General features: G+C 63.1%; 15 protein-coding genes. 2 read left to right on the forward strand and 13 right to left on the reverse strand.

From position 1 onward, the window contains the following. Positions 1–294: 294 nt before the first annotated feature. The 11 genes from speE to ccmA form a co-directional block, all read right to left on the reverse strand. Complete coding sequence (gene speE / locus J3P91_RS19385) at positions 295–1,170, reverse strand: polyamine aminopropyltransferase (RefSeq protein ID WP_434601452.1); 876 nt, start codon at positions 1,168–1,170, stop codon at positions 295–297. Between the two features lie 131 nt (positions 1,171–1,301). After that, positions 1,302–1,709: a hypothetical protein gene (locus J3P91_RS19390; RefSeq protein ID WP_305499657.1), complete on the reverse strand. Its 408-nt coding sequence runs from the start codon at positions 1,707–1,709 to the stop codon at positions 1,302–1,304. Positions 1,710–1,723: 14 nt separating this feature from the next. Further along, positions 1,724–2,926, reverse strand: coding sequence for a c-type cytochrome biogenesis protein CcmI (gene ccmI, locus J3P91_RS19395; RefSeq protein ID WP_434601453.1), 1,203 nt, complete (start codon positions 2,924–2,926; stop codon positions 1,724–1,726). Further along, positions 2,919–3,392 carry a cytochrome c-type biogenesis protein gene (locus J3P91_RS19400; protein WP_434601454.1) on the reverse strand — a complete coding sequence of 158 codons (474 nt, stop codon included), beginning with the start codon at positions 3,390–3,392 and terminating at the stop codon, positions 2,919–2,921. The genes ccmI and J3P91_RS19400 overlap by 8 nt, the downstream gene beginning before the upstream one ends. Continuing rightward, entirely contained in the window at positions 3,389–3,925 is a 537-nt protein-coding gene (locus J3P91_RS19405; RefSeq protein ID WP_095963989.1) for a DsbE family thiol:disulfide interchange protein, read from the reverse strand. Before J3P91_RS19405 ends, J3P91_RS19400 begins: the two co-directional genes overlap by 4 nt. Continuing rightward, entirely contained in the window at positions 3,922–5,910 is a 1,989-nt protein-coding gene (locus tag J3P91_RS19410) for a heme lyase CcmF/NrfE family subunit (RefSeq protein WP_434601455.1), read from the reverse strand. The genes J3P91_RS19405 and J3P91_RS19410 overlap by 4 nt, the downstream gene beginning before the upstream one ends. 3 nt (positions 5,911–5,913) lie before the next feature. Then, positions 5,914–6,375, reverse strand: a complete 462-nt coding sequence (gene ccmE / locus J3P91_RS19415) for a cytochrome c maturation protein CcmE (RefSeq protein WP_434572675.1) — start codon at positions 6,373–6,375, stop codon at positions 5,914–5,916. Next, on the reverse strand, positions 6,372–6,548 hold the full coding sequence (ccmD, locus tag J3P91_RS19420; RefSeq protein WP_007939192.1) for a heme exporter protein CcmD: 177 nt from the start codon (positions 6,546–6,548) through the stop codon (positions 6,372–6,374). Before ccmD ends, ccmE begins: the two co-directional genes overlap by 4 nt. After that, complete coding sequence (locus tag J3P91_RS19425; protein ID WP_434601456.1) at positions 6,545–7,300, reverse strand: heme ABC transporter permease; 756 nt, start codon at positions 7,298–7,300, stop codon at positions 6,545–6,547. Before J3P91_RS19425 ends, ccmD begins: the two co-directional genes overlap by 4 nt. A gap of 95 nt (positions 7,301–7,395) precedes the next feature. Continuing rightward, positions 7,396–8,064 (reverse strand): heme exporter protein CcmB, encoded by a 669-nt coding sequence (ccmB, locus tag J3P91_RS19430; RefSeq protein WP_434572671.1) that lies wholly within the window; start codon positions 8,062–8,064, stop codon positions 7,396–7,398. Further along, positions 8,061–8,696 (reverse strand): cytochrome c biogenesis heme-transporting ATPase CcmA, encoded by a 636-nt coding sequence (ccmA, locus tag J3P91_RS19435; protein ID WP_434601457.1) that lies wholly within the window; start codon positions 8,694–8,696, stop codon positions 8,061–8,063. Before ccmA ends, ccmB begins: the two co-directional genes overlap by 4 nt. A 198-nt stretch (positions 8,697–8,894) precedes the next feature. Here ccmA and J3P91_RS19440 point away from each other — a divergent pair, with 198 nt between their 5' ends. Both J3P91_RS19440 and J3P91_RS19445 read left to right on the forward strand, forming a co-directional pair. Further along, positions 8,895–10,466 carry a flagellar hook-length control protein FliK gene (locus tag J3P91_RS19440; RefSeq protein ID WP_434601458.1) on the forward strand — a complete coding sequence of 524 codons (1,572 nt, stop codon included), beginning with the start codon at positions 8,895–8,897 and terminating at the stop codon, positions 10,464–10,466. Then, positions 10,463–10,792 (forward strand): EscU/YscU/HrcU family type III secretion system export apparatus switch protein, encoded by a 330-nt coding sequence (locus J3P91_RS19445; RefSeq protein ID WP_434572665.1) that lies wholly within the window; start codon positions 10,463–10,465, stop codon positions 10,790–10,792. The genes J3P91_RS19440 and J3P91_RS19445 overlap by 4 nt, the downstream gene beginning before the upstream one ends. 1,151 nt (positions 10,793–11,943) lie before the next feature. Here the strand turns inward: J3P91_RS19445 and J3P91_RS19450 are convergent. Continuing rightward, a complete protein-coding gene (locus J3P91_RS19450) occupies positions 11,944–12,339 on the reverse strand; it encodes a DUF2802 domain-containing protein (protein WP_434601459.1) in 396 nt (131 codons plus the stop codon). A gap of 1 nt (position 12,340) precedes the next feature. Then, on the reverse strand, positions 12,341–12,826 hold the full coding sequence (locus J3P91_RS19455) for a chemotaxis protein CheW (protein WP_003199144.1): 486 nt from the start codon (positions 12,824–12,826) through the stop codon (positions 12,341–12,343). Between the last annotated feature and the right edge of the window lie 19 nt (positions 12,827–12,845).

Consider the following 12,845-nt stretch of genomic DNA (forward strand, 5'->3'; position numbering starts at 1 on the left):
AGTGCGCGAATGTCGCACGAACGGCGATGGCATTGCCATTAAATAACCGCTGGCGACAGAGCGCGGGGGATTGTCGACAAGACTTGGTGAAAATTTCGTTCAATGAATATCTGGAAACACAAAAGCACCCCAGCGCCCTTGTGGCGAGGGAGCTTGCCCCCGCTGGGCTGCGAAGCGGCCCCCAACACACGCTGAGGCAACTGGGTGTGTCAGGTAGATCCAGGAGGCCGCTTCGCGCCCCAGCGGGAGCAAGCTCCCTCGCCACAGAAGCATCTCGCCTCAATTGCCGGGGCTTCAGTCGTTGCTCGGCTTGTTGATCGCCTGCAGCACATATTGCGGCATGGCGAACGCGCCCAGGTGAATCTCGGGGTTGTAGTAGCGCGTCACGATACCGCTGCCAATGAAGCGCTCGCGCAGGGTTTCGCGAGAAAGCTTGCGGTGAGCGGTATCAGTCGCGCCCCAGGCGAAGGTCATGCCGCCGCCGATGTAGGTCGGCACAGCGGCCTGGTAGAAATGCCAGTCGGCGAACAGGCCGTGCAAGCGTCCGGCGGTGGTCTGCACTTCGCCCAGTTGCATGAACGGCGTGCCGTTCTGGGTCACCAGGATCCCGCCTTTGTTCAGGCAGCGATGGCAAGCCTGGTAGAAGTTTTCCGAGAACAGCACTTCGCCCGGGCCGATCGGGTCGGTGGAATCGGAAATGATGACGTCGAATTTCTCCTGGGTGGTGGCGACGAAACGCATGCCATCGTCGATCACCAGGTTCAGCCGCGGGTCGTCGTAGGCACCCTTGGAGTGGTTGGGCAGGAACTCCTTGCACATGTCCACCACCGTGCCATCGATCTCCACCATGGTGATGTGCTCGATGCCGACGTGCTTGGTCACTTCACGGAGCATGCCGCCGTCACCGCCACCGATGATCAGCACGCGCTTGACTGCGCCATGGGCGAGGATGGGTACGTGGGTGAGCATCTCGTGATAGATGAATTCATCGGCTTCGGTGGTCTGGATGACACCATCCAGGGCCATGACCCGGCCCATGCGCGGGTTTTCGAAAATCACCAGGTGCTGGTGCTCGGTGCGCACTTCGTGCAGCAGCTTGTCCATGCGAAAACGCTGGCCATAGCCTTCGTAGAGGGTTTCCAGGTAGTCGCCGGTCGGGGTGGTCGTCATGGTCAGGTGCTCCGATCAATACGCGTTGGCCAGTGAAGGCTCGCAAAGGCGCGCATTCTACGACGCTGGGGATGACAGGTCGAACCTTCTGGTGGCAAGGGAGCAAGCTCCCCCGCCACCATGGCCCAGGCTTAGTGAAACTTCTGTCCGAGCCCCGCCGGTACGCCTTCGATAGTGGTTTCTTCCCACGGGCCGTTCGGGCTGACGGAGCGGCTCCAGCCGTTGTTCCAACGATAATAGGTTCGCTGGCGATAGAACGTGTTGGGCTGCTTGTCCAGCACATAGACCCCGAGCTTGGCGTCCCAGTGGCTGTTGCCGCCCGGTGGTGGGGCGAAACTGGCGGATGTGCGCGGCAGCGGCTTGGCCGGTTTGTTCGGGGTCACGGGTTTGCCGGGCGCGGTCGACGGGCCTGGTTTGGTGGTCGGCGTCGAAGGCGGAATCGGTGGCAATGGCGCCGAAGGCTCCGGTGGACGCTGGACCGCACAAGCGCTCAGGCCCAGGACGAGGGTGAGCAGGGTCATACGAGCGATGGCGGTCATGGTGCGAATTCCTGTCATTGGTCCGGACTGTCGATAATCAATTGTTGTAGCGCCGTGGTGCTGCTCGCCAGGGGCTGGCTGCGACCGATCCACTCGCCGGCGGTGGGTTGGCCGGCTCGGGAGATGCGCGCCACCAGTTGGACTTCAGGGAAGTTCGACAGTTTCAGCTGCGGCATCATCGCGTCAGCGTCACCCAGCTCGACGCTGGCCGGCAGGTCGGCGACGGTCAGGCGCCTGGCCGCCAACGGCGCGGGCGGGCCGGACACGGCGCGAGCGAAAATGAACACGCTGTCGCCCGGCTGCACCTTGGCTTTGAGGGCCGGATCGAGCTCGACACGGACCTTGAGCAGCGCCGTAGCCTTGGCGACTGGCGCCTGGGCAACCTTGCCGCCATTGGCTTGCAGCTTCTCGGTGGCGCGAGTAATGCCCCCCTGCAACGCCTCCCGCGACTTGTCGCCTTCGGGCAACTGCGCCAGCAGGCGGCCCCAGTAATCGATCGCCTCCTGATAGCGCTCGCCTTCGAACGCGGCGATGCCCAGCAGGCCGAGGCTGGTGACTTCCTTCGGATCGAGCTTCAGCGCCTCGTCGGTGAGGGCCTGGACCTTGTCCGACCACTTCTTGCCATCGGCAAAATACTGCGCCTGGGCCCACTGCCCGAGCAGCTCGGGCTGGCGGCCGGCCAGCGCGACGGTACGTTCGAAGATCTTTGCCGCATCCGCCGGCCGATCCTGCGCCATGTAGGTCCGCCCGAGGAAATACAAACCTTCGGCGGAATCCGGTTGTGCCGCCACCGCGCGCTCCAGGCGCAAAGTCATTTCTTCCATGGACTTGGGCGCCTGGGCGAATTCACGGGTCAGCTCGACCTTGTCGCTGGCGCCGAAATGCAGGTACAGCGCCAGGCCCAATACCGGCACCAACACCGCCGCGAGCAACGGCAACGGCTTGCCCAGTCGCGATTCGCGCGGCGCCTCGGCGCCCTCGGTGTCGGCGAGCAATTCACGGGCGGCCTCGGCGCGACCGGTGTCCAGTTGCGCGGTGTTGAGCACGCCCTCCTCCCGCTCGGCCTGCAGTTCGGCGACGCGCTCCTGGTACAGCGCCACGTTCAGCGCAGTACGGTCTTCTTCCAACTGGGCGCGACGGCCACGCAACACGGGGATCAACAGAAAACTCAGGGCAACCAGGAGAAGCAGACCTGCGGCGAGCCAGAAATCAATCATGCTTGGTTTTATCCAACAGTTGGTCGAGGCGCTGGCGCTCTTCGACAGAAAGCGTGTCCGGGGCGGCGGTGCGCTGGACCCGGCGGCGACGCACGATCACCGCGATGACGACGAAACCACCCAACAGCAGCCCGGCGGGGCCGAACCAGAGCAGCGCGGTCTTGGAAGACAGCGCCGGGTTGTAGCGCACGAACTCACCGTAGCGATCGACCATGAAGTCGATGATCTGCTGGTTGTCCTTGCCCTCGCCGAGCATGCGGAAGATCTCCTTGCGCAGGTCGGCGGCAATCGGCGCGTTGGAGTCGGCGATGTCCTGGTTCTGACACTTGGGGCAACGCAGTTCCTTGGTCAGTTCGCGAAACCTCTCGCGCTCTGCATCGTTGGCAAATTCGTAAGTGTCGATGGCGGCGTGGGCCACACCCGCCAGGCTCAAGCCGAGGATGGCGGCAATTAACCAGCGCTTCATGGCTTGGCCTCGTCCACCAGTGCCTGATATTTGCCGGCCAGCTTCTCGCGCCAGACCTGTTCGTCGATCACCCCGATGAACTTGTCGCGAATAATGCCCTTGGCGTCGATGAAGAAGGTTTCCGGCGCACCGTAGACGCCCAGGTTCAGGCCGAGGGTGCCCTCCTCGTCACGGATGTCCAGTTGATACGGGTTGTGGAACTCGGCCAGCCACTTCAAGGCATCGGCGTTGACGTCCTTATAGTTGACGCCGTAGATCACCACGCCGTTCTGGGCCAGTTTGTTCAGCACCGGATGTTCGACCCGGCAGGAAATGCACCAGGTGCCCCACACATTGACCAGCGCCGGCTTGCCCAACAGGTCGGCGCGAGTCAGGGTCTTGTCGCCTTGTACCGATGGCAGGGAGAACTCCGGGAACGGTTTGCCGATCATCGCCGAGGGCAATTCGGACGGGTTCAGGTAAAGCCCGCGGTACAAGAACACCGCCATCACCAGAAACAGCGCCAGCGGCAACACCATCAACCAACGTTTCATGCTGTGGCTCCCGTCACGCCCAGGGCTTCGCGCACCCGGGTTTTCACTTTGACCCGATAGCGTCGATCCAGCGCAGCCAATACGCCGCCCAGGCCAGTGAGCAGGCCACCGAACCAGATCCAGCGTACGAACGGCTTGACGTGGACGCGTACCGCCCAGGCGCCATCACCGAGGGGTTCGCCCAGCGCCACGTAGAGGTCGCGGGTGAAACCGGCGTCGATCCCGGCTTCGGTCATCACCGAGTTCTGTACGGTGTAGAGGCGTTTTTCCGGGTGCAACACGGTGATCTCCTGGCCGTCGCGAATGACCCGCACGGTGCCCTTGTCGGACGTGAAGTTCGGACCTTCGAAATGCCTGGCGCCCTCGAAAACGAACTGATAACCGCCCAGGTCCATGGACTCGCCCGGCGCCAGGCGCAGGTCGCGTTCGGCGCTGTTCTGGCTGGACAGCACCACACCGAGGGCGCAGACGGCGATTCCCAGGTGGGCGAGCTGCATGCCCCAGTAACTGCGGGTCAGGGTCGGCAGGCCTTTGACCAAGCCTTTGTGGCGAGTCTTGTCGAAAATATCCCGCACGCCTGCCAGCAATACCCACGCCGCCAGCACGAATGTCGCCAGCACTGCCCAGTTGAAATCGCCATAAGCGATGCCCGCCACCACGGCCAGGACGGCGGTGCCGAGCAGCACCGGCGTGAGCATGCCCAGCAGCCATTTGACCGGTGTGTCCTTCCAGCGCACCAGCACACCGATCGCCATCACCACCATCAGGATCGCCATCAACGGAATGAACAATGCGTTGAAATATGGCGGGCCGACCGACAGCTTGGCGCCGGACAACGCATCGAGCACCAGCGGATACAACGTCCCGAGGAGGATCATCGACGCCGCCACCACCAGCACCAGGTTATTGCCCAGCAGCAGGGTTTCCCGGGACCAGAGGTTGAAGCCTACCTGGCTTTTCACCACCGGTGCACGCAGGGCGAACAGCGTCAGCGAACCGCCGACCACGAACAGCAGGAACATCAGGATGAATACGCCACGCTCGGGGTCCGAGGCGAAGGCATGCACCGAGGTCAGCACGCCGGAGCGCACCAGGAAGGTCCCGAGCAGGCTCAGCGAGAACGCCGCGATCGCCAGCAGCACGGTCCAGCTCTTGAACACGCCGCGTTTTTCAGTGACGGCCAGGGAGTGGATCAGCGCCGTGCCGACCAGCCATGGCATGAAGGAAGCGTTCTCCACCGGGTCCCAGAACCACCAGCCGCCCCAGCCGAGTTCGTAATAGGCCCACCACGACCCGAGGGTGATGCCGATCCCGAGGAAGGCCCAGGCGACAATGGTCCATGGCCGCGACCAGCGCGCCCACGCGGCGTCGAGGCGACCACCGAGCAAAGCGGCGATGGCGAACGCGAAGGCCACGGAAAAGCCGACATAGCCCATGTAGAGCATCGGCGGATGGACGATCAGACCGATGTCCTGAAGCAACGGGTTGAGGTCGCGGCCATCCATCGGCACTTGCGGCAGGATGCGCTCGAACGGGTTTGACGTGAGGATCAGGAACAGCAGGAAACCGATGCTGATCATGCCCATCACCGCCAGCACCCGGGCCAGCATCACTTGCGGCAACTGTCGGGAGAACACTGACACCGCGAAGGTCCAGCCGGCAAGGATCAATGCCCAGAGCAGCAACGAACCTTCGTGGGCACCCCACACCGCGCTGAACTTGTAGTACCAGGGCAAGGCGCTGTTGGAGTTGCTGGCGACATAGGCCACGGAAAAATCGTCGGCCATGAACGCGTAGGTCAGGCAACCGAACGCGAACAGCATGAACGCAAACTGCCCCCATGCCGCCGGCTGGGCGAGGCTCATCCACAAGCGGTCGCCACGCCAGGCACCGAGCAACGGCACAACCGCCTGGACCAGGGAAAAACACAGGGCCAGGATCATCGCCAGATGGCCCAGCTCAGGAATAAACAGACCGGCATTCATCGATCAACCCTCCTTCACGGGAGCGGGAGCGGGCGCCGACTGGCCGCTGTCTTTCAGGGCCTTGGTCACTTCCGGCGGCATGTATTTCTCATCGTGCTTGGCCAGCACCTCGTCGGCCACCACCACGCCATCGGCGTTGAGTTTGCCCAAGGCAACGATGCCCTGCCCTTCGCGGAACAGGTCCGGGAGGATCCCGCGATAGGTAATGGTCACGGTCTTGTTGAAGTCGGTGACGTTGAACTTCACGTCCAGCGAATCACCGGAACGCACCAGCGAGCCCTGCTCCACCATGCCGCCAGCGCGGATGCGCGTATCCTTGGGCGCTTCGCCATTGGCGATCTGGGTCGGGGTGTAGAACAGGTTGATGTTCTGTTGCAAGGCGCTGAGGGCGAGGCCGACCGCCGCGCCGACGCCGACCAGGATCGCCAGGATGATGACAAGACGTTTTTTGCGCAGCGGATTCACTGACCGTTCTCCCGACGCAGACGACGCGCCTCTTGTTGCAGATACCGCTTGCGGGCCAGGATCGGCGCCGCCACGTTGAGGGCCAGCACCGCCAGGCAGATGCCATAGGCTGACCAGACATACAGGCCGTGATGGCCCATGGCGAGGAAGTCGCCGAATGACGCGAAACTCATCGAGCGGCCTCCAGGTTGTTCTGTACTTCGGCTTTCACCCAACTGGCACGGGCTTCGCGCTTGAGCACTTCGAGGCGCATGCGCAGCAGCAGCACAGCGCCGAAGAAGCAATAGAAACCCAGCACGGTCAGCAACAGCGGCAGCCACATCTCGACCGGCATCGCCGGTTTTTCGGTGAGGGTGAAGGTCGCGCCCTGGTGCAGGGTGTTCCACCACTCCACCGAGTACTTGATGATCGGGATGTTGATCACGCCGACAATCGCCAGCACCGCGCAGGCCTTGGCCGCGCTGTCACGATTGCTGATGGCGTTGCCCAGCGCAATAAGACCGAAGTACAGGAACAGCAGGATCAGCATCGACGTCAGTCGTGCATCCCAGACCCACCATGAACCCCAGGTCGGCTTGCCCCAGATTGCCCCGGTGACCAGCGCCACGGCGGTCATCCAGGCACCGATGGGCGCTGCGCATTGCAGCGCGACGTCGGCCAGCTTCATCTTCCACACCAGCCCGACCACACCGCAGATCGCCAGCATCACGTAGACCGACTGGGCGAGCATCGCTGCCGGAACATGGATATAGATAATGCGAAAGCTGTTGCCCTGCTGGTAGTCCGGCGGCGCGAAAGCCAGGCCCCAGACCAGGCCGATGCCGATCAGCAACAGGGCGGCGATACTCAACCAGGGCAGCATCTTGCCGCTGATGCCGTAAAACCACTTGGGTGAGCCGAGCTTATGAAACCAGGTCCAGTTCATTGCAGTTTCCATCACGGTTGCGGCTCGTCTTCACGAGCCGCCAGGTCAGCCTTCGCTTCCAGTGGAAGTGGTCAATTCCTGACCAGGCCGCATTATTATTCGCCGACGCTGATCTTCAGGCCAGCGGCTATTGCAAAGGGTGTCAGGGTTATCGCCAGGGCGGTCAGGCTCCCAAGCCACAGCAGATAACCGGTTGCCGGCAGGCCTTGCAGCGCCGCTTGCAAGGCGCCACTGCCGAGGATCAGTACCGGTATGTACAGCGGCAGGATCAGCAGCGCCAGCAACAAGCCGCCACGCTTGAGCCCTACCGTCAGCGCCGCACCCACCGCGCCGAGCAGGCTCAGCACCGGCGTGCCGAGCAACAGTGACAGCAGCAGCACCGGCATGCACGCGGCGGGCAAGCCCAGCATCATCGCAAGCAGCGGCGAGAGCAGCACCAGCGCCAGGCCGGAAAAAACCCAGTGTGCCAGTACTTTGGCCAAAACCAGAAGGGCCAGGGGGTGCGACGAAAGGACCCACTGTTCCAGGGAGCCGTCTTCGAAATCACTGCGGAAAAGCCCGTCCAGCGAGAGCAGGACCGACAAAAGCGCGGCCACCCACACCAGCCCTGGCGACAAGGTTTGCAACAATTGAGTCTCCGGACCGACCGCCAGAGGGAACAGCGCGATGACGATCGCAAAGAACACCAGCGGATTGGCCAGTTCAGCCGGACGCCGACATAGCAGGCGTGCTTCACGGGCAAGCAACAGGCCAAAGACGCTCATACTGCCCAGTTCCCCAGGTCAATGCTGCGATAGCCGGCGGGCATCCGGGTCAACGTGTGATGGGTCGTCAACAGCACCATGCCGCCGCTCTCGCAATGCTGGGCCAGGTGTTCTTCGAGCTGCGCGACGCCCTGCTTGTCCAGTGCGGTGAAGGGTTCGTCGAGAATCCACAGCGGCGGGCTGTCCAGGTACAGACGGGCCAGGGCCACGCGGCGCTGCTGGCCGGCCGACAGTGTGTGGCTGGGCACATCCTCGAAACCCTTCAGACCTACCGCCGCCAGGGCCTGCCAGATCGCCTCGCGACCGGCCGGCCGGTGCAAGGCGCACAGCCAGCTGAGGTTTTCTTCCGGCGTCAGCAGGTCCTTGATACCGGCGGCATGGCCGATCCAGAGCAGGTTGCGGGCCAGTTCGCTGCGCTGGCTGTCGAGGGGCTGGCCGTTAAGCAGCACCTGGCCGGCGGTGGGTTGCATCAACCCGGCCAGCAGGCGCAACAGGCTGGTCTTGCCGCTGCCGTTGGGGCCACTGACTTGCACCATATCGCTACGCGAGAGTCTCAATTCGAGATTTTCGAAAAGCAGCCGCAGGTCTCGCTCGCAGGCGAGGCCGATGGTTTGCAAGAGAGGACTGGTCAAGGGATCGCGGGCCTTATACGGTTCAAGTCGGCAGTGCAGCGGCCGTTAAAGTGATGCAGCATAGATGCATTGACGGCCCGTTCCACAGAGCTGCGTCAAACAATTGCAAGATTTTCGCCGCTCTCTGGAAGGCGGGCGGCATTATACATGTGAAGCCTCGCTCCAAAGAGCGCTGATTTCCCCAAGGTAAGACCGCAGATGACAGGCGACATGAACATCCCGCCGCTGCCCCAGCCCACGGCAACGACACGCATGCCGGCGGTGACTGGCGAGCTGCTCAAGTTGCTGGCGCCGGCCGAGGGGCTGATCGGCCCGGGCCAGACAGCCAAGGCCGAGGTGTTGTCACTCAAGCAGGCGGACCAGGCCTTCCATCTGTTGCTCAAGCTGACCCTGGAAAGCGGCCGGCAGGCCACGGTGCAGGCCACCAGCGCCCAGCCGTTGCCGCAAGGTACCAGCCTGGCCGTGACCCAGCCGTCCGCCAGCAACCTGGCGATCACCGTGCAACAGGCGCTCGCGTCCAGTGTCGCCACCCTGACCCGCATCGACACTGCGCAATTGCCCGTGGGCACCTTGTTGCAGGGTAAAGTCCTGACCAGCCAGGCGCTGCCGCAGTTGCCAGGGCAAGCGGCGGTATATCGCTCGCTGGTGAGTTTGCTCAACACCGTCCAGGCCGGCAGCACCCTGGACATCGACAGTCCACAGCCATTGCGCATCGGCACGTTATTGAGCGCTCAGGTGCAGGATGCGCAGACCTTGAAGTTCGTCCCCCTGAGCAACCGCCAGGAGCAATTGGCGGTCAGCCAGCAACTGGTTACGCAGGTGAGCCGCCAGGGTTCGCTGGACAGCTTGCTCACTGCCCTGCAAAACCTTCCCGCCAGCGACGACGCCGGCCCCGAGCTGCGCGCGGCGGTAACGCGCCTGTTGGCCGGTCTGCCAGACGTCCAGCAACTGAGCACACCCAAGGGCCTGGCCCAGGCCATGGTCGCCAGCGGCATGTTCCTGGAGAGCAAACTCCTCGCCGGGCAACCGCCGAGCCTCGCCCCGGACATGAAAGGCGACCTGCTGAAACTGATCGCCCAACTGACACCGGCCCTGCCCGCATCCACCAATCTCAGCGCCATCATTGCCGCCAACACCCTGGCCCAGGCGCTGCCCAGCTTCGTGCGCAGTGCCTTGGGGATGCTTGGCCAGGTCAGCGCCAAGCCGCAACCCACGAGTTTTCCGCTGCCCTCACGCCTGCTCAAAGGCCAGGACGAAGAAGGCGATCTGGAGCACCTGTTGCGTCTGGCCGCAGCCGCTGTCTCGCGCCTGCAAAGCCATCAGTTGTCGAGCCTGGAGCAGACCGGGCTGACCGACGATGGCCGGCTGATGAGCACCTGGCAGTTGGAGATCCCGATGCGCAACCTGCAGGACATCGTGCCATTGCAGGTCAAGTTCCAACGCGAGGAAACCCCTGCCCGGGAGCAGCCGGACGAGCGCCGCGAACCACGCGAAGCGAAACAGCAATTGTGGAAGGTCGAGCTGGCGTTCGACATGGAACCGCTGGGGCCGTTGCAGATCCAGGCCCAGTTGCTCGGCGGCAGCCTGTCCAGCCAGTTGTGGGCGCAAAGGCCGTACACCGCGAGCCTGATCGAAAGCAACCTGACCGCCCTCCGTGAGCGTCTGGTGACGTGCGGGCTGAACGTCGGCGATCTGGATTGCCACCTCGGCACCCCGCCCCAAGGGCCCAAGACCCGACTGGATCAACGCTGGGTGGACGAAACCGCATGACAACCCACACCGAACCCCGCCAGGCCATCGCGCTCAAGTACGACGGCCACCACGCCCCCACCCTCACCGCCAAGGGGGACGAAGCCCTGGCCGAGGAAATCCTGCGCATCGCCCGGGAAAGCGAAGTGCCGATCTATGAAAACGCCGAATTGGTGAAATTGCTGGCGCGGCTGGAGTTGGGCGACAGCATCCCCGAGGAGCTGTATCGCACGATCGCCGAGATCATTGCCTTTGCCTGGAACCTGAAGGGCAAATTCCCCCAAGGCTTCGACCCCCACGCGCAGGATGTCGAAAAGGACGTGACGGACCGCGGGGATGATTACTGACCAGCGACAACGCTACCCCCGTGGCGAGGGAGCTTGCTCCCGCTCGGCTGCGCAGCGGCCGCAAAAGCCTGGGGCCGCTGCGCGACCCAGCGGGAGCGGGGTCTGGGTGGGAATGACTATTTCTGAACGCCAGAAAAACCTGTGGGAGCGAGCCTGCTCGCGAAGGCGTCCGGTCAGTCAACATCTCCATTGACTGTCACACCGCTTTCGCGAGCAGGCTCGCTCCCACACAGACGTCACGGACCGCGGGAATGATTACTGACCAGCGACAACGCTACCCGTGGCGAGGGAGCTTGCTCCGCTCGGCTGCGCAGCGGCCGTAAAAAGCCTGGGGCCGCTGCGCGACCCAGCGGGAGCAAGCTCCCTCGCCACGGGGGCGGGGTTGGATTGATTATTTCGAACGCCAGAAAAACCTGTGGGAGCGAGCTTGCTCGCGAAAGCGTCCGGTCAGTCAGCATCTTCATTGACTGTCACACCGCTTTCGCGAGCAGGCTCGCTCCCACACAGACGTCACGGACCGCGGGAATGATTACTGACCAGCGACAACGCTACCCCCGTGGCGAGGGAGCTTGCTCCCGCTCGGCTGCGCAGCGGCCGCAAAAAGCCTGGGGCCGCTGCGCGACCCAGCGGGAGCAAGCTCCCTCGCCACGGGGGCGGGGTTGGACTGATTATTTCGAACGCCAGAAAAACCTGTGGGAGCGAGCTTGCTCGCGAAGGCGTCCGGTCAGTCAGCATCTTCATTGACTGTCACACCGCTTTCGCGAGCAGGCTCGCTCCCACACAGTCACGGACCGCGGGGATGATTACTGACCAGCGACAACGCTACCCCCGTGGCGAGGGAGCTTGCTCCCGCTCGGCTGCGCAGCGGCCGCGAAGGCGTCCGGTCAGTCAACATCTCCATTGACTGTCACGCCGCTTTCGCGAGCAGGCTCGCTCCCACACAGACGTCACGGACCGCGGGAATGATTACTGACCAGCGACAACGCTCCCTCGCCACGGGGGCGGGGTTGGATTGATTATTTCGAACGCCAGAAAAACCTGTGGGAGCGAGCTTGCTCGCGAAGGCGTCCGGTCAGTCAGCATCTTCATTGACTGTCACACCGCTTTCGCGAGCAGGCTCGCTCCCACAGGGTTCAGGGGGAGAAATAGCTTCAGCCGCCCTTGTGCAACTTGCTCATCAATTCCGCTTCGGCCTGGGTCAGACCACACGCCTGGGTCAGTTCGTCGACGCTGGCGCCCATGCCGACCAGGCGGGCGGCCTGGGCGAAGGACAGGCTGGAGGGGTCGCGCTGTTCCAGCTGCGCCAGTTTGTCCGGCAATGGCCCGACCACGGCACGCAGCTCATGGAGCGCTTCGCCCATGCGCACGGTGCCGTTCTGATAGTCGTCGACCCGCTTGGCCAGGTCGCGGATGCGCTGATCGCGCAGCGCATCGCCCTGGGCCTGCTGAGCGGCGATCTGCCGCTGGCCGCGTATATAGGACACGAACATTGCCAGCGTGCCTGCCCAGAAAAGGAACAGGACAATGACTGCTACCTCAAGAATCAAATCAGATACTCTCCAGTTCCGACCACTCTTCTTCGCTCATCATCTTGTCCAGTTCAACCAGGATCAGCAACTCGTTGTTCTTGTTGCACACGCCCTGAATGAACTTGGCGGACTCTTCGTTACCGACGTTCGGCGCGGTTTCGATTTCCGACTGACGCAGGTAAACCACTTCGGCGACGCTGTCGACCATGATGCCAACCACTTGCTTGTCGGCTTCGATGATGACGATCCGAGTGTTGTCGCTGATCTCGGCGTTCATCAGGCCGAAGCGTTGACGGGTATCGATCACGGTGACCACGTTGCCACGCAGGTTGATGATCCCCAGCACATAGCTTGGCGCACCTGGAACCGGGGCGATCTCGGTGTAGCGCAGCACTTCCTGAACGCGCATCACGTTGATGCCGTAGGTTTCGTTATCGAGCTTGAAGGTCACCCATTGCAGAATCGGATCTTCAGAACCCTTTTGAGACGACGCCTTATCATTCATACCCTGACCCCTCGAAAAA

It is taken from the genome of Pseudomonas sp. Z4-7 (assembly GCF_051131965.1).
Lineage (GTDB): Bacteria > Pseudomonadota > Gammaproteobacteria > Pseudomonadales > Pseudomonadaceae > Aquipseudomonas.

What these genes read in the sequence shown, in the direction of transcription:
- speE (WP_434601452.1), bottom strand. Translation starts at nt 1,170, where the DNA reads ATGACGACCACCCCGACCGGCGACTACCTGGAAACCCTCTACGAAGGC.
- J3P91_RS19390 (WP_305499657.1), bottom strand. Translation starts at nt 1,709, where the DNA reads ATGACCGCCATCGCTCGTATGACCCTGCTCACCCTCGTCCTGGGCCTG.
- ccmI (WP_434601453.1), bottom strand. Translation starts at nt 2,926, where the DNA reads ATGATTGATTTCTGGCTCGCCGCAGGTCTGCTTCTCCTGGTTGCCCTG.
- J3P91_RS19400 (WP_434601454.1), bottom strand. Translation starts at nt 3,392, where the DNA reads ATGAAGCGCTGGTTAATTGCCGCCATCCTCGGCTTGAGCCTGGCGGGT.
- J3P91_RS19405 (WP_095963989.1), bottom strand. Translation starts at nt 3,925, where the DNA reads ATGAAACGTTGGTTGATGGTGTTGCCGCTGGCGCTGTTTCTGGTGATG.
- J3P91_RS19410 (WP_434601455.1), bottom strand. Translation starts at nt 5,910, where the DNA reads ATGAATGCCGGTCTGTTTATTCCTGAGCTGGGCCATCTGGCGATGATC.
- ccmD (WP_007939192.1), bottom strand. Translation starts at nt 6,548, where the DNA reads ATGAGTTTCGCGTCATTCGGCGACTTCCTCGCCATGGGCCATCACGGC.
- J3P91_RS19425 (WP_434601456.1), bottom strand. Translation starts at nt 7,300, where the DNA reads ATGAACTGGACCTGGTTTCATAAGCTCGGCTCACCCAAGTGGTTTTAC.
- ccmB (WP_434572671.1), bottom strand. Translation starts at nt 8,064, where the DNA reads ATGAGCGTCTTTGGCCTGTTGCTTGCCCGTGAAGCACGCCTGCTATGT.
- J3P91_RS19440 (WP_434601458.1), top strand. Translation starts at nt 8,895, where the DNA reads ATGACAGGCGACATGAACATCCCGCCGCTGCCCCAGCCCACGGCAACG.
- J3P91_RS19445 (WP_434572665.1), top strand. Translation starts at nt 10,463, where the DNA reads ATGACAACCCACACCGAACCCCGCCAGGCCATCGCGCTCAAGTACGAC.
- J3P91_RS19455 (WP_003199144.1), bottom strand. Translation starts at nt 12,826, where the DNA reads ATGAATGATAAGGCGTCGTCTCAAAAGGGTTCTGAAGATCCGATTCTG.